General features: G+C 72.6%; 17 protein-coding genes and 1 pseudogene. 8 read left to right on the top strand and 10 right to left on the bottom strand.

Annotated elements, in window-relative coordinates:
* The first annotated feature begins 1 nt into the window (after nt 1).
* The gene (gene thpD / locus K3769_RS07885) at nt 2–889 is read left to right on the top strand and encodes an ectoine hydroxylase (protein WP_267025719.1); all 888 of its coding nucleotides are present in this window, start codon (nt 2–4) and stop codon (nt 887–889) included.
* A 93-nt stretch (nt 890–982) separates the two neighbouring features.
* Here the strand turns inward: thpD and K3769_RS07880 are convergent, their stop codons facing one another.
* On the bottom strand, nt 983–2,044 hold the full coding sequence (locus K3769_RS07880) for an alkene reductase (protein ID WP_267025718.1): 1,062 nt from the start codon (nt 2,042–2,044) through the stop codon (nt 983–985).
* Between the two features lie 145 nt (nt 2,045–2,189).
* On the opposite strand from K3769_RS07880, the gene K3769_RS07875 reads away from it, so the two are divergent.
* Nucleotides 2,190–2,723, top strand: a complete 534-nt coding sequence (locus K3769_RS07875) for a MarR family winged helix-turn-helix transcriptional regulator (RefSeq protein WP_267025717.1) — start codon at nt 2,190–2,192, stop codon at nt 2,721–2,723.
* A gap of 127 nt (nt 2,724–2,850) precedes the next feature.
* Here the strand turns inward: K3769_RS07875 and K3769_RS07870 are convergent, their stop codons facing one another.
* The 5 genes from K3769_RS07870 to K3769_RS07850 all read right to left on the bottom strand — a co-directional run bounded on the left by K3769_RS07870 (nt 2,851) and on the right by K3769_RS07850 (nt 7,717).
* Entirely contained in the window at nt 2,851–3,903 is a 1,053-nt protein-coding gene (locus tag K3769_RS07870) for a maleylpyruvate isomerase family mycothiol-dependent enzyme (protein ID WP_267025716.1), read from the bottom strand.
* A gap of 25 nt (nt 3,904–3,928) precedes the next feature.
* Entirely contained in the window at nt 3,929–4,546 is a 618-nt protein-coding gene (locus tag K3769_RS07865; protein ID WP_267025715.1) for an RNA polymerase sigma factor, read from the bottom strand.
* Nucleotides 4,547–4,600: 54 nt separating this feature from the next.
* Complete coding sequence (locus tag K3769_RS07860; RefSeq protein ID WP_267025714.1) at nt 4,601–5,650, bottom strand: aminotransferase class V-fold PLP-dependent enzyme; 1,050 nt, start codon at nt 5,648–5,650, stop codon at nt 4,601–4,603.
* Between the two features lie 107 nt (nt 5,651–5,757).
* Nucleotides 5,758–6,483, bottom strand: a complete 726-nt coding sequence (locus tag K3769_RS07855) for a DsbA family oxidoreductase (RefSeq protein ID WP_267025713.1) — start codon at nt 6,481–6,483, stop codon at nt 5,758–5,760.
* Nucleotides 6,484–6,667: 184 nt separating this feature from the next.
* Nucleotides 6,668–7,717: a pyridoxal-phosphate-dependent aminotransferase family protein gene (locus K3769_RS07850; protein WP_267031282.1), complete on the bottom strand. Its 1,050-nt coding sequence runs from the start codon at nt 7,715–7,717 to the stop codon at nt 6,668–6,670.
* Nucleotides 7,718–7,927: 210 nt separating this feature from the next.
* On the opposite strand from K3769_RS07850, the gene K3769_RS07845 reads away from it, so the two are divergent.
* The 5 genes from K3769_RS07845 to K3769_RS07825 all read left to right on the top strand — a co-directional run bounded on the left by K3769_RS07845 (nt 7,928) and on the right by K3769_RS07825 (nt 12,790).
* The gene (locus K3769_RS07845; protein WP_267025712.1) at nt 7,928–8,776 is read left to right on the top strand and encodes an ABC transporter substrate-binding protein; all 849 of its coding nucleotides are present in this window, start codon (nt 7,928–7,930) and stop codon (nt 8,774–8,776) included.
* Nucleotides 8,773–9,606 (top strand): amino acid ABC transporter permease, encoded by an 834-nt coding sequence (locus K3769_RS07840; protein ID WP_267025711.1) that lies wholly within the window; start codon nt 8,773–8,775, stop codon nt 9,604–9,606. Before K3769_RS07845 ends, K3769_RS07840 begins: the two co-directional genes overlap by 4 nt.
* On the top strand, nt 9,603–10,388 hold the full coding sequence (locus K3769_RS07835) for an amino acid ABC transporter ATP-binding protein (protein WP_267025710.1): 786 nt from the start codon (nt 9,603–9,605) through the stop codon (nt 10,386–10,388). Before K3769_RS07840 ends, K3769_RS07835 begins: the two co-directional genes overlap by 4 nt.
* A gap of 90 nt (nt 10,389–10,478) precedes the next feature.
* On the top strand, nt 10,479–11,579 hold the full coding sequence (locus K3769_RS07830) for an amidohydrolase family protein (RefSeq protein ID WP_267025709.1): 1,101 nt from the start codon (nt 10,479–10,481) through the stop codon (nt 11,577–11,579).
* A gap of 329 nt (nt 11,580–11,908) precedes the next feature.
* Entirely contained in the window at nt 11,909–12,790 is an 882-nt protein-coding gene (locus tag K3769_RS07825; protein WP_267025708.1) for an SCO1860 family LAETG-anchored protein, read from the top strand.
* A gap of 207 nt (nt 12,791–12,997) precedes the next feature.
* Here K3769_RS07825 and cobC read toward each other — a convergent pair whose 3' ends face one another.
* The 3 genes and pseudogenes from cobC to K3769_RS07810 form a co-directional block, all read right to left on the bottom strand.
* Nucleotides 12,998–14,095: an Rv2231c family histidinol phosphate aminotransferase CobC gene (gene cobC, locus K3769_RS07820; protein WP_267025707.1), complete on the bottom strand. Its 1,098-nt coding sequence runs from the start codon at nt 14,093–14,095 to the stop codon at nt 12,998–13,000.
* Complete coding sequence (locus tag K3769_RS07815; RefSeq protein ID WP_267025706.1) at nt 14,085–14,954, bottom strand: sirohydrochlorin chelatase; 870 nt, start codon at nt 14,952–14,954, stop codon at nt 14,085–14,087. The genes cobC and K3769_RS07815 overlap by 11 nt, the downstream gene beginning before the upstream one ends.
* A 205-nt stretch (nt 14,955–15,159) precedes the next feature.
* Nucleotides 15,160–15,549, bottom strand: a pseudogene (locus K3769_RS07810) (cobalamin biosynthesis protein); the annotation flags it as partial.
* A 117-nt stretch (nt 15,550–15,666) separates the two neighbouring features.
* Here K3769_RS07810 and K3769_RS07805 point away from each other — a divergent pair.
* The gene (locus tag K3769_RS07805; protein ID WP_267025705.1) at nt 15,667–16,395 is read left to right on the top strand and encodes a ZIP family metal transporter; all 729 of its coding nucleotides are present in this window, start codon (nt 15,667–15,669) and stop codon (nt 16,393–16,395) included.
* Nucleotides 16,396–16,433: 38 nt separating this feature from the next.
* Here the strand turns inward: K3769_RS07805 and K3769_RS07800 are convergent, their stop codons facing one another.
* A complete protein-coding gene (locus K3769_RS07800; protein ID WP_372514884.1) occupies nt 16,434–17,915 on the bottom strand; it encodes a cobyrinic acid a,c-diamide synthase CobB in 1,482 nt (493 codons plus the stop codon).
* Nucleotides 17,916–17,941 lie beyond the last annotated feature (26 nt).

The following is a 17,941-nucleotide window of genomic DNA, read 5'->3' as shown; positions in this document are numbered from 1 at the left end:
GATGACCACCGTCACCGACCTGTACCCCAGCCGCGGCACCAGTGAGGTGTCCGTACCCCGGCAGGACCCGGTCGTGTGGAGCGAGCCGGGCGCGCCGGGTCCGATCCCGGCGGCCGACCTCCAGGGGTACGAGCGCGACGGCTTCCTCGCCGTCGAGCAGCTCATCGACGACGAGGAAGTGGCGCTCTACCGGGCCGAGTTGGAGCGCATGGTCACCGACCCGGCGGTCCGCGCGGACGAGCGCTCCATCATCGAGCCGCAGTCGCAGGAGATCCGCTCGGTCTTCGAGGTCCACAAGACCAGTGAGATCTTCGCCCAGCTGGTGCGCGACGAGCGAGTGGTCGGCCGCGCCCGGCAGATCCTCGGCTCCGACGTGTACGTGCACCAGTCGCGGATCAACGTCAAGCCCGGATTCGGCGCCAGCGGCTTCTACTGGCACTCGGACTTCGAGACCTGGCACGCCGAGGACGGCCTGCCGAACATGCGCACGGTGTCCGTCTCGATCGCGCTGACCGAGAACCACGACACCAACGGCGGCCTCATGATCATGCCGGGGTCGCACCACACGTTCCTCGGCTGTTCCGGAGCCACGCCGAAGGACAACTACAAGAAGTCGCTGCAGATGCAGGACGCGGGCACGCCCTCCGACGAGGCGCTCACCAAATTCGCCTCGCAGCACGGCATCAAGCTCTTCACGGGCCGGGCGGGATCGGCGACCTGGTTCGACTGCAACTGCATGCACGGTTCGGGCGACAACATCACGCCGTTCCCGCGCTCGAACGTCTTCATCGTGTTCAACAGCGTGGAGAACGCGGCGGTGGAGCCGTTCGCGGCGCCGGTACGCCGACCGGAGTTCATCGGGTCGACGGACTTCACCCCGGTGAAGTGACCCGCGGGTGAGGTGACGTACGCCTGACGGCGATCGGCCCGGTGTCCGACTCACGTGAGTCGGACACCGGGCCGATCGCCGTGCCTGGCGCGACTACAGCGCCGGGTAGTCGGTGTAGCCCTTCGCGTCCCCGCCGAAGAACGTCGCCGGGTCGGCCTCGTTGACGGGGCCGCCGGCCTTCAGCCGGGCGGGCAGGTCCGGGTTGGCCAGGAACAGCTGGCCGTACGCGACCAGGTCGGCGGTGCCGTCCTCGACCAGGGCCAGGGACTCGGGGCCGGTCGGCCCCTCGGTCGCCGGGTTCAGGATGAACGTGCCGCTGAACCGCTTGCGCAGCGCGAGCGTCAGCTCACGGATCTCGCCCACCTCGGTGATGTGCAGATAGGCCAGACCCAGCGGCTCCAGCGCGTCCACCAGCGCGGTGTACGCCGCCTCCGGCTCGGGCTCCCGGATGTCGTTGTACGGGTTGCCGGGGGAGAGGCGGATGGCCGTGCGCCCCGCGCCGATCTCCGCGGCGACGGCCTTGACGGTCTCGACCGCGAACCGGACGCGGTTCTCGGCCGGGCCGCCCCACTCGTCGGTGCGGAGGTTGGAGCCCGGGGCCAGGAACTGGTGGATCAGATAGCCGTTGGCGCCGTGCAGCTCGACACCGTCGAAGCCGGCCTCGATCGCGTTCCGGGCGGCGCTCGCGAACTCGCCGATGGTGGCGCGGACCTCGTCGCCGGTCAGCTCGCGCGGGGTGACGAAGTCGAGGGGGCCCTCATGGGTGTAGACCTGGCCCTCGGCCCGTACGGGCGAGGCGCCGACGTTGACGAGCCCGTCGGGCAGCAGGCTGGGGTGGCCGATCCGGCCCGCGTGCATGAGCTGCGCGAAGATCCGGCCGCCCGCGGCGTGCACGGCGTCGGTCACCTTGCGCCAGGCCGCGATCTGCTCGGCACTGTGCAGCCCCGGGGTGTCCGGGTAACCCTGGCCCACCACGGACGGCTGGGTGCCCTCGGTGACGATCAGGCCGGCGGAGGCCCGCTGCGTGTAGTACTCGACGACGGTATCGGTCGGCGCTCCGCCGGCGCCGGCCCGGCTGCGGGTCATCGGCGCCATGACGATGCGGTTGGCGAGCGGTGTGCCGGACAGGTCGATGGGGTCGTATGCGGTGGTCACGGCTGCTCCTGGGAAGAGTGCGGGGAATGTATATGGTCGGCCAAAGATTGGAACAAGGGGCCACCGTAACCCATTCCTTGGTCGGCCAAGTTTTGTCCCGTGAAAAGCTTGGCCGATACGAACACGCGCGGAACCAGGAGCCAGGATGAGTGCCACCCAAGAGGTCGCAACCTCTCAGGCCGACCCCGCCTGTACCGAGGAGGCGCCCTCCGCGGCGTGCGGCGGACAGGTCAGCTACGCCATCTCCCGGGTGGCCCGGATGCACCGGGCCGCGGCGGGCAGGCTGCTGCGCGGGGCCGGGCTCTACCCCGGCCAGGAGTTCGTGATGATGCACCTGTGGGACGCGGGCGCGGTGCGCCAGTCGGAGCTGATCAAGGCGGTCGAGCTCGATCCGTCGACGGTCACGAAGATGCTCCAGCGGCTGGAGCAGGCGGGACACGTCCGCCGCCGCCCCGACCCCAGGGACGGCCGCGCGGTCCTCGTCGAGGCGACGGAGGACAGCTGCGGCCTGCACGACGAGGTCACCCGGGTCTGGACGGGCCTGGAGGAACACACCCTCGCCGGGCTGAGCACCGACGAGCGCGAGCAGCTCGCCGGACTCCTCGCACGCGTCGAGGCGAACCTGTGCACGGAGACCACCGACTGCCCGGCCGGCCCGACCGGCGGTGACAGGCCCTGAGACCCTGCCCGGCGCGGGGCCCCGCGCCGACGGGCTCTGAGACCCGGTCGGCACCGAGCTCTGCGCTGACGGGCGGGCCCTGAGACCCGGTCCGCGCCGGGCCTCGCGCAGGCAGCGGGCCCAGGGTCTAGAGCCAGGCCAGCGCCGCCGCCTGTTCCAGTACGGCGCGTACGGCGTTCTCGTCGCCCTCCACACCGCGGGGGATCGAGGCGGGTGTGTGGCGTCCTCCCACCAGCAGGCAGAAGTCCACGGCCCGCAGGGCCAGTTCACCCCGGACCGGCTCGCCCTCGGAGCCGAGCACCCACTGGAGATCGCCCTCGACGCCCGTCACGGCGAACAGCACCGGCGGCGCCGTCGGCCCCAGCGCCAGACCGAGCATCCGGACGGCCAGCCGGACCATCTGCCCGAGGTGGGCCTCGACCGGCGGCGGCACGGCGAGCCCGAGGGCGCGGCCGATGTCCACCGTGTGGATCCAGGTCTCGAAGGCGCGCCCCAGGAAATGGTCGGCCACCGGCAGCCGTACGCCCAGCATCGTCGTGGCGTGCGAGGCCCGTTCGGGATCCCGGGCCTCGGGCGTCGCCAGCAGCGCCGAACTCTGCGCCGCCCACGCGGCCACCGTCTCCTCGGGGGAGCGCGTCCGCTGGTACGCGATCATGTCGGCGGTCCTGGCCTCCCAGGCCTCCTCCCACGGCAGGTCCGGCCCGCCCCGGGAGGCCGGAACGTCCGCCGCCGCGCCGTCCGCGGACACGCCGAGCAGCCGGGCCAACTCCTCGTCGGCGGCGATCAGATGACCGACCGTGTCCCGGACATCCCAGTCGTGCACCACGGGAGTGCCCCACGGCCGGCGGCCGTCCACCTCGCGCAGCAGAGCGGTGAGCCCGGTGACCGCCGCCGCGTACGGGGCGGCGTGCGCGGCGACGCGCGGCGCGGTGGGCCGCGCCCGCCGGGCCGCGGCGAGCACGCCGTCCGGCAGGGCGGCACCGTTGTGCACGGCGGCCTGCTCCGGTGCCCCCGGAGGCCCGTCCAGCAGCCGTACCGTCTCCCGCAGCCGCTCCGCCTCCGCGGCGCAGCTCTCGCACCCGGCCAGATGCAGCGGCACGGCCCTCTCGTCCGCGGGCTGCAGCGCGCCGAAGGCCCAGGCGGCCAGCAGTTCGGGCACGCCGTCGTGGTCGTCGCTCACCGGAGGCCTTCTTTCCCTGGCGCCATCATGCGCCCCTTTCCCACGCCGGATCCGACGGGTCGCCCAACGACACGGCCAACTTGCGCAACGCCGACCGTAATCGGGTCTTGGCCGTGCCCTCCGGGATACCCAGCTCGACGGCCGCCTGGCGGTAGGTGCGGCCCGCGAAGTAGGCGAGGAGGACCACCTCCCGCTGGGGCTCGGGGAGTTCGGCGAGCGCGGAGTGCAGCAGGAGCGAGCGTTCGCGGTCGACGAACGCCTCGTCGGGCCCCGGCCCGGAGTCCGGGATGGAGTGCAGCGCCGAGTCGTCCGCACGCGCTTCCTTGCGGTGCCGTGCCTCGCTGCGCACCCAGTCCACGGCCCGCCGGTGCGCGAGCAGGGACAGCCAGGTACGCATCGAGCCCCGGTCGGGGTCGAACGCGTACGGCCTGCTCCACAGCTGGGCGAAGACCTCCTGCGCCACGTCCTCGGCGGCCACCGCGCTGCGCGTGACCCGGACCGCGACGCGCCGGACCAGGCCGCCGTACGCCGCGTACGCCTCGGCCAGCGCGGTCTCCTCGCCGTACACCAGCCGCCGGTGCAACTCCGCATCCGCGGACGGCCGTTCGGACGTGTGGAGAGTTGGCTCCACCGGCACCACCACCTCGTGGTGCCCTTCCTAGCGGTCCCGTGGGCCGCGCGCCAGTGGCCCGGGGGCTCATCCGGACAGGACCTCCAGCAGACGGTCGACATCCGCGGGCACGTTGTACAGGTGGAAGGCGGCCCTCAGATGGCCCGCGCGGTCGGACACCTCGATCCCCGCCCGGCTCAGCTCCGGCTGCCGGTGACCGAGTCCGGGCACGGAGACGATCGCCGACCCCGGTGCCGGGACCGGCTCGTGCCCCAGCGGGGCGAGACCTGCCCGGAAGCGGTCGGCGAGGCCGAGGTCATGGGCGCGTACGGTCTCCACGCCCAGCTTCTCGACCAGTTCCAGGGAGTGGCGGGCGCCCGCGTACGAGAAGAGGCTGGGACTCTCGTCGAACCGCCGCGCCGAGTGGGCGAGTTCCTCTACCGGCCCGTAGCAGCTGTCCCAGGGGTTCTCTCCCGCCACCCAGCCCGCGAAGACGGGATCGAGCCCTCCGAAGTCCTCCGGGACGACGAGGAAGGCCACGCCCCGCGGGCAGACGAGCCACTTGAAGGCGACGGAGGAGACATAGTCGTACGCGTCCGCGTCGACCGGCAGCCATCCGGCCGCCTGGGACGCGTCGATGTACGTACGGGCGCCGTGGGCGCGGGCGGCCTCGCGCAGCGCCGGCAGGTCCGCGATCCGGCCGTCCGCGGACTGCGCGGCACTCACCGCGACGAGCGCGGTGCCGGGGCGCACCGACTCGGCGATCCGCTCCAGCGGCACCGAGCGCACCTTGAGCCCGCGGCGTACATGGAAGGGGTTCACCACGGAGGTGAAGTCGCCCTCGGCGGTGAGGACTTCGGCGCCCTCGGGCAGCGAGGCGGCGATCAGCGCGGTGTAGACGGCGACCGACGCCCCGGCCGCGACCCGGCTGTCCGGAACGCCGACGAGCCGCGCGAAGGAGGCACGGGCCGCCTCCACGTCGGCGAACATGTCCTGCGGCCGGCCGGCCGCCACGGACTCGATGCCGGCGCGCATGGCCGCCACCGCGCGGGCCGGGAGCAGCCCGGTACTGGCGGTGTTCAGATAGGTGTTCTTCGGGGCGAACTCGGAACGGACGAGGCTCTCGAAGGTCTCCATGCGACCACTCTGCGGCGCGGAGACCTCCCCGTCCATTGCGTTCTTTTAAGCGGTTCCGCGAAGGAACGCTTATATGTCCAGGTGAGAGGCCCGGTTCAGCGGTGTGGTCAGTGCTGCTGGGGCACCGCGCAGCCGTCCGGACCGCAGGCCTCGGCGTCGCCCTTGCCGTCCGGCTGGATCAGCTTGAGCGGGGAGTGGCTGGCCCACGCCTGCTCCAGTGCCTGCGCGAAGACCTCGGCGGGCTGGGCGCCGGAGACGCCGTACTTGCGGTCCAGGACGAAGAACGGCACGCCGTTCGCGCCCAGCTCGGCGGCCTCGCGCTCGTCGGCGCGGACCTCGTCGGCGTACGCGGCCGGGTCGGCGAGCACCTTGCGGGCCTCGTCCGCGTCGAGTCCGGCGTCGACCGCCAGCTCCACGAGCCGCTCGTCGTCGCCGAAGACGGAACGCTCCTCGGCGAAGTTCGCCTTGTACAGGTGCTGGATCAGCTCGTCCTGGCGGCCCCGCTCCTTGGCGAGGTGCAGGAGCCGGTGCATGTCGAAGGTGCTGCCGTGGTCGCGGTCGCGGGTGCGGTAGTCCAGCCCTTCGGCGGCGGCCTGGGTGCCGAGGTTCTCCTCGCCGGCCTGGGCCTGGGCCTCGCTCATGCCGTACTTCTTGGTGAGCATGGGGATGACGGGCTGGATGTCGTCCTTGGCGCGGTGCGGGTCGAGCTCGAAGGAGCGGTGTACGACCTCGACGGCGTCGCGGTGCGGGAAGGCGGTGAGGGCCTTCTCGAAGCGGGCCTTGCCCACGTAGCACCACGGGCAGGCGATGTCGCTCCAGATCTCGACGCGCATGACTCGAACTCTCCCTCGACCAGACGACCGGCTCAGCTGAATGCATGAACATTCAAGAAGCGCAACGTATTCCCCGCGTCCCACCAGGGACGCGGGGAACGGCGCAGTCTTTCTGCTTGTGGCTTTCAGGGGCGCGGGGATCTGCGCGAACGGCCCCCGCCGGGGCCGCAGCCGGCGTCGATGCTCAGGTGGTCGCCGCCAGCACCGTGCGCAGCGCGGTGAGGCAGGCCCCGGCCACGACAGGGTCGGCCGCAGGCCCGTAGTGGTTGACCCGGATCATCGACGACGCCAGCGCACCCCCACCCGCGACGAGCGGGAGCGAGGGGTCGACGGCCAACGCGGCGGCCACCACTTCCGAGGCGTCCACCCCCACGGGGACCCGCAACGTCGTGGCGACCGGCGCCGCGTTCGACGCCTCATACACGTACGGCTCAAGCCCGACGCCCAGCGCGAGCGCCCCCGCCCGCGTCGCCGCCGCAGCCGCCGCGTGCCGCGCCATCACCGTCTCCAGGCCCTCCGCCTCGATACGGTCCACACACGCCTCCAGTGCCAGCATCTCCAGCTGCGCCGGCGCGTGGAGAAGAACCTTGCGCCCGGCGTCGACCCACCGCTGCTTCCAGTCCAGGAGGGAGAGGTAGGACCGCCGCGGCGCGGCCGGGTTCGCGGCCATCCGCGCCCACGCCCGCTCGCTCACGGACACCGCCGAGACCCCCGCGGGCCCGCCCATCGCCTTCTGTGCCCCGATCACGCACAGGTCCACGCCCCACGCGTCCGGCAGCACCGGCTCCGCGCCGACCGAGGCCACCGCGTCCAGGTAGAAGAGGGCGCCGTGCGCCCGTACGACCTCGCCGATCTCCGCGACCGGATTGGTGTTCCCGGTGGCCGCCTCCGCGTGCACCAGGGAGACGAAGTCGATCTCGGGGTGCTCGGCGAGGGCGTCGCGGATCTGATCGGCCGTGACCGCCGTGTGGAAGGGGACGGCCAGGTCGTACACGGTCGCGCCGCAGTCCCGCAGCCAGTCGCCGAACGTCTGCCCGTACGGGCCGGTGATCACGTTGAGGGCCGTCGTGCCGGGACCGGCCGCGCCGCGGATCGCCCCTTCCAGCGGAAGCAGCGCCTCGCCCTGCATGATCACGACGTCCTGCTCGGTGGAGAGCAGCCGCGTCACGCGGTCCTCGATCGCCGCGAAACGCTCGGCGCTCAGCGGCGTCAGGTCCAGGAGGGGATGGGTCACGGCGTTGCTCTCTTCACTCACGTTGCTCACGACGCTCACGTTGCTCTGGTCACTCACTGGGTAGGCAGCAACGAGCGTAACCGCCGTCCCAGCAGTCGCCCACCGACGACTTCCGAGGCCGGACGGCCCCACGGCCATGGGATTGGTTTGAGAGCCTCAAACCAATCCTTATAATTAGCAGTCACAGTTTCCCCACAGGAGGTCACCCCCGTGAAGATGGTCCCCGGGCGCCGAACCCGCATTCTGGCCGCCACCACCGCGACGGCCGGGCTGCTGCTCGTGTCCGGCTGCTCCTCGGACGACGACGGGGGCAAGAAGACCACCGCGAACGGGGTCGAGCTCGTCAAGGGCGGACAGCTCACCACCTGCACGCACCTGCCGTACCCGCCGTTCCAGTCGGAGATCGACGGCAAGGTCCAGGGCTTCGACGTGTCGCTGGTCGACCTGGTCGCCAAGGACCTGGGCGTGAAGCAGCAGATCCTCGACCAGCCGTTCGAGAACTTCAAGACCGGCGGGTCCCTCAACTCCGGCCAGTGCGACCTCGCCGCGGCCGGTATGACGATCACCGACGAGCGCAAGAAGAACGTCGACTTCTCCGACCCGTACTTCGAGGCCACCCAGGGCATCCTGGCCGACAAGAAGAGCGGCATCTCCTCCCTCGCTGACCTCAAGGGCAAGAAGGTCGGCGCGCAGGCGCAGACCACCGGCGAGGAGTTCGCGAAGAGCAAGGGACTGAACCCGGTCTCCTTCGAGTCCTCGGACGCCCTCCTCAACGGTCTGCGCACCGGCCAGGTCAAGGCCGTCGTCATCGACTACCCGGTCCTCCAGGGCTGGCTCAAGGACAAGGCCAACGCCGCCGCCTTCGAGGTCGCCGACAACATCAACACCGGTGAGGAGTACGGCTTCACGATGAAGAAGGGCAACACCAAGCTCCTCGAAGCCGTGAACAAGGCACTGGCGGACGCGAAGTCCGACGGCACGTACAAGAAGCTGTACGAGAAGTGGATCGGCCCCTACGACGAGAGCGCCGCCTCCGCCTCGCCCTCCGCCTCCTCATGACGGAGACCGACACCCGGGTCCAGCCCCGCCGGCGCGGTCTGACCAGGAGCCAGAAGCGCACCGTGTCCCGGGGCGTCCAGTACGCGGTGTTCGTCGCCGCGCTGGTCGCCCTCGGGTTCACGGCCGACTGGGGACAGCTGCGGAACCAGTTCGCCCAGGTCGACCTCGCCGAGCGGATGTTCCCGGACATCATCACGCTGGCCCTGAAGAACACCGTCCTCTACACGGTGTCCGGCTTCGTCTTCGGTCTCGCCCTCGGTGTGCTCGTCGCCCTGATGCGGCTCTCCTCGGTCGGCCCGTACCGCTGGCTGGCCGGCATCTACATCGAGATCTTCCGCGGGCTGCCCGCTCTGCTGATCTTCATCTTCGTGGGTGTCGCCGTGCCGCTGGCGTTCCCCGGCACGGAGATCCCCGGCGGCACGTACGGCAAGGTCGCGCTCGCGCTCGGCCTGGTGGCCGCCGCGTACATGGCGGAGACGATCCGCGCCGGCATCCAGGCCGTTCCCAAGGGGCAGATGGAGGCGGCCCGTTCGCTGGGCTTCTCGCACGCGCGGGCCATGGTCTCCATCATCATTCCGCAGGCGTTCCGGATCGTGATCCCCCCGCTCACCAACGAGTTGGTCCTCCTCTTCAAGGACTCCTCGCTGGTGCTGTTCCTCGGGGTCACCCTGGAGGAGCGCGAACTGTCCAAGTTCGGCCGCGACCTGGCCAGCGAGACCGCCAACTCGACGCCGATCCTGGTGGCGGGCCTGTGCTATCTGCTGGTCACGATCCCGCTCGGTTTCGTCGTACGCCGCCTTGAGGCGAAGGCCGGGGAGGCCACCAAGTGAGTACCGCGAACCCCGCCCCCGAGATCCAGGTCCGCGGGCTGCACAAGTCGTTCGGGGACAACGAGGTGCTGCGCGGCATCGACCTGGAGGTCGCCTCCGGCGAGGTCGTGTGCGTCATCGGCCCCTCCGGCTCCGGCAAGTCGACCCTGCTGCGCTGCGTGAACCTCCTCGAAGAGCCCACCCGGGGGCAGGTCTTCGTGGGCGGCACCGAGATCACCGACCCGGACGTCGACATCGATGCCGTACGCCGCCGGATCGGCATGGTCTTCCAGCAGTTCAACCTCTTCCCGCACCTGACGGTGACCGACAACCTGACGCTGCCGCAGCGCCGGGTGCTGGGCCGCGACAAGGAGGAGGCGGCGAAGGTCGCCGTCGAGAACCTGCGGCGGGTCGGACTCTCCGAGAAGGCGACCGCCTACCCCGCCTCGCTCTCGGGCGGCCAGCAGCAGCGTGTCGCCATCGCCCGCGCGCTCGCCATGGGCCCGCAGGTGATGCTCTTCGACGAGCCCACCTCGGCGCTCGACCCGGAACTGGTCGGGGACGTCCTGGCCGTGATGCGCATGCTCGCCGACGAGGGCATGACGATGATGGTCGTCACCCACGAGATGTCCTTCGCGCGCGAGGTCGCCGACCGGGTCGTCTTCATGGACGGCGGCGTGATCGTGGAGCAGGGCCCGCCGGCCCAGGTGATCGGCTCCCCGACCCACGACCGGACCCGCCACTTCCTCTCCCGCCTGCTGGACCCGGCGATGGCGGACGTGGAGGACACGCCGCGCCCCTGAAGGACTGCGCCGTTCCCCGCGCCCCTGTCCTCAGGGGCGCGGGGAACGGCGCAGTCCTTTGGGCGGCGGCAAAGAACTAGGCTGCCGTTCATGAGCGATCAGTCGGTGGTACTGCACGTGAAGGGCCGGGTGCTGGTCGCCCCCGACGACGCCCGGGACGAACTCTGGGTCGTCGACGGCAAGGTCACCTACGACCGCCCCCGCGCCGAGGCCGCGCGGGACGTGCGCACGATCGACGGCTGGACCCTCCCGGGACTGGTCGACGCCCACTGCCACGTAGGCCTCGGCCCGCACGGCGCCGTCGCCGACGACGAGTCGGAGAAGCAGGCCCTGGCCGACCGCGAGGCGGGCACCCTGCTCATCCGCGACGCCGGCTCACCCGCGGACACCCGCTGGGTGGACGACCGCGACGACCTCCCGAAGATCATCAGAGCGGGCCGCCACATCGCCCGTACCCGCCGCTACATCCGCGGCTTCGCGCACGAGATCGAGCCGGCGGACCTCGTCGCGTACGTGGCCCGGGAGGCCCGGCGCGGCGACGGCTGGGTGAAGCTGGTGGGCGACTGGATCGACCGCGGCACGGGCGACCTCGGCGCCTGCTGGCCCCGCGACGCCGTCGAGGCGGCGATCGCCGAGGCCCACCGGCTCGGCGCCCGCGTCACCGCGCACTGCTTCGCCGAGGACTCCCTGCGGGACCTCGTCGAGGCGGGCATCGACTGCGTCGAACACGCCACCGGCCTGACCGAGGACACGATCCCGCTCTTCGCCGAGCGCGGCGTCGCGATCGTCCCGACCCTTGTGAACATCGCCACGTTCCCGCACCTCGCGGACGGGGGCGAGACCAAGTTCCCGCGGTGGTCGGCCCATATGCGGCGGCTGCACGAGCGCCGTTACGACACCGTGCGCGCCGCGTACGACGCCGGGATCCCCGTCTTCGTCGGCACCGACGCGGGCGGCACGCTTCCGCACGGACTGGTGGCGGCGGAGGTCGCCGAACTGGTGACGGCCGGCCTCCCGCCCCTCGAAGCGCTTTCGGCCACCGCATGGGGTGCCCGGGCGTGGCTGGGGCGGCCCGGTCTCGAGGAAGGGGCTCCGGCCGACCTCGTCGTGTACGAGCAGGATCCGAGGACGGACGTACGGGTCCTGGCGGCGCCGCGGCGGGTGGTGCTGGACGGCAGGGTCGTACGCTGACGGAGAGTGACCGTACGCCGGTCCGCGCGGCGCGCGTTCTGCCGGCCCTCCGCCCCGCTCCACTGCCCGCACTCCGGCGCGTGGAGGGGCGCTTTCCAGCCAGTTCGGTGATCCGGGTGGCCCTGAGGAACGTACGTGCAGGATGAATCGAAGAGGTGCGCGGAAAGCCCACGTACGGGTGAACTCCCGTCAGCTCGCTGACTGTTCACTCTCCGTGCGTAAGGATTCCCGTCATCGACGCCGCCGGACGCTCCCCGCATGTCCCTGCGAGCGGAGCGTTCCGCGGCGTCGTCTCTTCCCGTTCTGTCTCCCGTGGGGGTCCCACCACCATGAACAGCACCACTTTCCGCATGCCCGCACACCGGCTGGCCGCCTTCGCGACCGCCGTCTCCCTGGCCGCGGGTCCAGCGGTCCTGGCCGGCGCGGGCCCGGCCCATGCGACCGACGAGCACGGCCGGGCCGGGGCCGTCGTGCTCCGTACCGGACTCGACGTGTCCCTGCTCAACAGGACCGTGAACGTCCCGCTCGCGGTCTCGCTCAACGACGTGCGGGCGCCGCGCAGCGCCGAGAAGACCACGCTCAGCGCGAAGCTGGACGGGGTCGGCGGCGGCCGGCCGTTCACCGTGCTCGGCGCGGAGGTCGCGAGAGCCGCCGCGACCGTCTCGGCGGCGAAGGCCGAGGGGTCGGTGCACCTCGCCCACGCCAAGGTGCACGTCCCCGGGCTGCCGCTGCTGTCCCTCATCGAGGTCGATCAGGTCACCGCGAAGGCGGTCTGCGCGGCGGGAAAGAAGCCCGTCGCCTCGGCGAATCCGCTGGGTGCGGTGACGGTGCTCGGCAAGAGGACCACGCTGACCTCCGGCGGGGTGACGGAGGTGAAGGTGCCGGGTGTCGGTGAGGTCCGCCTGGACCTGTCGTCGACCAGGACCACGTCCCGTACGGCGGCGGCGACGGCGCTGCGGCTCAAGGTGTCCGTGAACCCGCTGAAGCTGAACGTGGCGGAGGTCGAAGGAACGGTCACTCTGGCGGAGGCCACCTGCGAGGCCCCTGCCGGGGCCGAGCCCGGGGTGACGCCGCAGGGGGCCGCCGCGGAGGAGCCGGGGCTCGCCGAGACCGGCGGCGGGTCGGCGACGCCGTATGTCGCGGCGGGGGCGGGCGCGCTGCTCGCCGCAGGCGCGGGAACGCTGGCGCTGACCCGCCGCCGCAGGCGCTGACTCCGCGCCCCTGGTGCGACGGCGGTTCGCGCAGTTCCCCGCGCCCCTGAAAAGGGGCGCGGGGAACTGCGCACGGCACCCCCGACCGACCCGCACCACCTCACAGGCCCGCGCCCCAACTCCCCAAGGGGCGCGGTGAACTGCGCACCCAGCGCCGGCCGACCCGCACCATCCGACCGGCCGTCGGGCCCGACCTTCTCAGGGGCGTCACGCACCCCGAAGGCTCAGCGCCTGGTCCAGCGCCTGGAGGAAACGGTTCACCGTCCGACGATCCCGCACCGCCAGCCGCAACCACGTCCCGTCAAGACCAGGAAACGTGTCCCCCCGCCGCACCGCGAACCCCAACCGCCGCAACCGCTCCCGCACGGCCCCCGCCCCCGGCAGCGAGACCAGCACGAACGGCCCCTCCGCAGGCTCCGCCACCCGCACCCCGTCGGACGCGAACTCCCGCAGCCCCGCGACCAGATGCGCCCGGTCCGTGGCCACCCGCAAAGCCGCCACCGCCTGCTCGGCGAGCGCCTCCGGCGTCATGCACGCCTCGGCGGCGGCCAACGCGGGCGTGGACACCGGCCACAACGGCTGCGCCCGTTCGAGCTCGACGACCGTCTCGGGCGCCGCGAGCACGTACCCGATCCGCAGCCCCGCCAGCCCCCACGTCTTGGTGAGGCTGCGCAGCACCACGAGCCCCGGCAGGTCGGTCCGCCCCGCGAGCGCCTCCCGTTCCTCCGGCACCGCGTCCATGAACGCCTCGTCGACCACCAACGTCCGCCCAGGACACGCGAGTTCCGCGATCGACCCGGCCGGATGGAGCACGGACGTCGGATTCGTCGGGTTGCCGATCACGACCAGGTCCGCGTCCTCGGGAACGGCCGCCGGATCCAGCCGGAAACCCTCCTCGGGACGGAGCAGCACCCGGTCCACCGTGTGCCCCGCGTCCCGCAGCGCCGCCTCCGGCTCGGTGAACTGCGGGTGCACGACCACGGGGTGACGGACCTTCAGCGAACGCGCGAGCAGCACGAAGGCCTCGGCCGCCCCGGCCGTGAGCAGCACCCGTTCCACGGGCAGCCCGTGCCGTGCCGCCACCGCGGCCCGCGCGGCCCGCCCGTCCGGGTAGGCGGCCAGCCCGCCCAGCGCCTCGGCGATACGGCCCCGCAGCCACTCCGGGGGAGTACCGGCACGCACGTTCACGGCGAGGTCGACGAGCGCGGAGCCGTCGTCGCGCACCTCGGCGTCCCCGTGATGCCGCAGATCGTGCCCGCCGCCCCAGGAACCGGAGCCGCCTCTCCCGCCGCTGTCAGTGCGCATGAGAGGAAACGCGATCGAGGCGGAGACCGCGGTCGGGACCGCCCTCGTGCGGTCTGTGTCCGTGGTCCCGGCCCTCGTCGCCCGCCGGCGTCTCCCGGTACCGCTCCATCACCAGGCCGAACAGTTCGGGCGCCGGCCCGATGACATCGGCCCGGAGCACCTCGACCTCCGGACGAGCCGTCGCCCACCCCTCGCTCTCCTGCCGGATCCGCTCCGGGAGCGTGCCGGTGAACAGGAAGTAGGGCAGCACCACGATCCGCCGCGCGCCGAGCTTCACACAGCGCTCCAGGCCCGACGGCACGTCCGGCGCGGCCAGCGACACGAACGCCGTCTCCACACCCGCGTAACCGTTCCCCTCCCACAGCAGCCGCGCCGCCCTGTGCACCTCCGCGTTGGCCGCCGGGTCGGTCGAGCCGCGGCCGACGAGCAGCACGGTCACCTCGGCCCGGTCCCGGGGCGTGCGCACCGCCCCGCCCAGCGTTTCGTCGAGCCGCCGCTCCAGCACGGCGAGCAGCGCGGGGTCCGGACCCGGCGGACGCCCGTACGTGTACGAGGTCCCCGGATGCCGTGCCAGTTCACGGGCGAGCCCGGCCGTGAGCTCGCCCTCGGCGGGTCCGGCGGGCCCGAGCGTCATCGGGACCGCGGCGAACCGGCGCACCCCCTGGGCGGCCAGCCCGGCCACCGCGTCGCCGAGCGACGGCGGGGAGAGCCCGATGAAACCGCCCGCCACGGGCAGGCCGGGGTTGCGCCGGCCCAGCTCCCGTACGAAGTCGCGGAACGCCTCGGCTCCGGCGTCGTCCCGGGTGCCATGGCCGACGAGAAGCAGGGCTGGAGCGGGGGTGGGGGCGGGGGTGGTCACGATGTCTCCCGGGGATACGGAACGGGGTGGGGGGTCAGCAAGGGCTGCCAGGGCGGGCGTCGACGGCGGGCGGGCCAGGAGACGACGAGTGCCTGACGGGTGTGGTGGCTCACTCGGGCTCCTCCCGTCGACGGTGGCCGCGCTGCGCCACCCTACGACCGGTGGCCTCGCGGGTCGCCGTCGCGTCCCCACTCATCTCGGGCACCCCGTGCCCCGTGAGGCGTACGACCGCGCAGGTCGCCCGTGACGGACGCGCGGCCGACCGGCGCTTGGGGACGAGCAGCTCACCGCCCCTGGCGAGGGCCGCGGCCTCGGCGACCGACGGCGTACCGACGGCGGTGAGCGGCGCGGCCGAGGGGTTCGGCACGCCGACCCGCGCCAGCTCCTCGGCGCTGTACGTCACCAGGGGCACCCCGAGCCGCTCGGCCGCGCCGAGGATCCCGGGCTCACCGGCCTTCGTGTCGACGGTCGCGAGCTCGGCGACGGACCGCGCGGCCAGCCCGGCCTCGCGCAGGGCGCCCTCGACGAGCCCGAGCACCTCCTCGGCCGTTACGCCCCTGCGGGCCCCCACGCCGACGACGAGGGACGGCGGTCTTCCCGGGAGGGATGCGAGCCGGGCCGGCCGGGCAAGCAGGGTCGGCCGGGCAAGCCGGGAGGCATCCGGAGTGCGGCGAAGGTGCGTGAAGGCGGGTTGATCGGATAGCAAGGGCGTATGGCGGTGTTCGTCGCGCTCGGCGCGTTCCTCATGACGCTGGCCGGCGGCTGGACGGCGCAACGCGTCACCGACCGCCGCCACCTGGTACTCGGCCTGGCCGGCGGCCTGATGCTGGGCGTCGTCGGCCTCGACCTGCTGCCGGAGGCACTCGACGCGGCGGGCGAGGAGATCTTCGGCGTCCCGGCCGCGCTCCTGCTGTTCGTGGGCGGCTTCCTGGGGGCCCATATGGTGGAACGGCTGCTCGCCGTGCGCCAGGCCTCGCACGGCGGCGGGGAACACGACGGGCGGACACCCCAGGTGGGCCTGACCGCCGCCGCCGCGATGGTCGGCCACAGTGCCATGGACGGCGTGGCGATCGGCGCGGCCTTCCAGGTGGGCGGCGGCATGGGAGCGGCCGTGGCGGTCGCGGTGATCGCCCACGACTTCGCGGACGGCTTCAACACGTACACGATCACGACCCTGTACGGGAACGCCCGCCGCAAGGCGGTCGCGATGCTCGTCGCGGACGCCGCGGCCCCGGTGCTCGGCGCGGCCTCGACGATGCTCTTCACCCTTCCCGAGCATCTGCTCGGCGGATACCTCGGCTTCTTCGGCGGCGCGCTCCTCTACCTGGCCGCCGCCGAGATCCTGCCCGAGGCGCACCACGATCACCCCGCCCGCTCCACCCTGCTCTGCACGCTCGCCGGAGTGGCCTTCATCTGGCTGGTCGTCGGCATCGCGGAGTGAACCACGGCAGACCGGCCCCCGAGCACCGGGAGCCGGTCTCATGACCCGGCACTCCCGGCACCGCCCACGCTCCCGGAACACCTCTCCACGAAGCGCCGGGCGACACCCGGCGAGCCCGCCCAGTGCGTGTGCAGATAGCTCGCGTGCACACCCCGTTGCACGAAGCCCTCCAACCGCCGCACCGGAGTGCGCATCCCCCAGGCGGCGGCATCCCCGGCCCCCGGTTCGACGACGGTCCGGTGGAACTCGTGCCCCCGCATCCGGGTGCCCGCCTCGGCCAGCGAGCTGTCGGACACCGCGACGGCGTCGCGGTACCCGAGCGTCAGCCGCGCGTCCATCCGGGCCTCGGCGTCGATGACCCCGCACATGGGCAGCCCGTCGAGCTCTCGGGAGAGGTAGAGCAGCCCCGCGCACTCGGCCGCGATCGGCGCCCCGCTCTCGGCGAGCGCGGCCACGGCCTTGCGCAGCGGCTCGTTGGCGGACAGCTCCGGCCCGAACACCTCGGGAAACCCACCCCCGAGGACCAGCCCACGGGTCCCGTCAGGCAACTGCTCGTCCCGCAACGGATCGAACGCGACAACCTCGGCCCCGGCCGCAGCCAGCAACTCGGCGTGCTCGGCATAGGAAAAGGTGAAGGCGGCCCCACCGGCGAGAGCGACAACGGGAGCACTTCTCCCTCTCAGCCCGTCCGGCGATTTCAGCCCGTCCGGCGTTTGAGGACGAGCGCGAAGCGCGATCCGGGGGGCAAGGGGACGCAGCCCCCCTGCGTGGTCGGGAACGGGAAGGGGCGGCGGGGGCGAGAAACCCAGCACCTCACCCGCGTCCCAGGCCCCACCCCCCAATTCCCCCGCACTGCGCGCGAGCGCGAACAACGCCTCCAGATCACACCCCGCCCGCACCCGCGCCCCCATCGCCGCGACAGCGGCAACGGCCTCGGCCCGCCGCTCGGCAACAGGCACCAGCCCCAGATGCCGGGACGGCGTACCCACCTCCTCGGCCCGCCGCAGAGCGCCCAGCACCGGCACCCCGGACTGATCCATCGCCTCCCGCAGCAGCGCCTCGTGCCGGTCGGACGCGACCTTGTTGAGAATCACCCCGCCGATCCGCACCGCGGGATCCCAGGAGGCGAACCCGTGCACGAGCGCGGCCACCGACCGTGACTGCGAGGACGCGTCCACGACCAGCACCACGGGCGCCCGCAGCAACTTCGCCACGTGGGCGGTGGAGGCCAGTTCGCCCTCCCCGGAAGCCCCGTCGAACAGCCCCATCACGCCCTCGACCACGGCGAGATCACACCCGCGCGCCCCATGGGCGAACAGCGGCGCGATCAACTCGGGTCCGCACATGTAGGAGTCGAGGTTGCGTCCCACGCGCCCGCTGGCGAGCGAGTGGTACCCGGGATCGATGTAGTCCGGCCCCACCTTGTGCGGGGACACGGCGAGCCCCCGCGAGGCGAACGCGGCCATCAGCCCCGTGGCCACGGTGGTCTTGCCGCTCCCGGAAGCGGGCGCGGCGATCACCAGCCGAGGAACGGACCCGGACCCTG

The sequence above is a fragment of the Streptomyces ortus genome (genome assembly GCF_026341275.1).
Classification (GTDB): Bacteria; Actinomycetota; Actinomycetes; order Streptomycetales; family Streptomycetaceae; genus Streptomyces; species Streptomyces ortus.
Note: the sequence above shows the minus strand (reverse complement) of the source record. Positions and strands in the feature narration are given on the sequence as shown.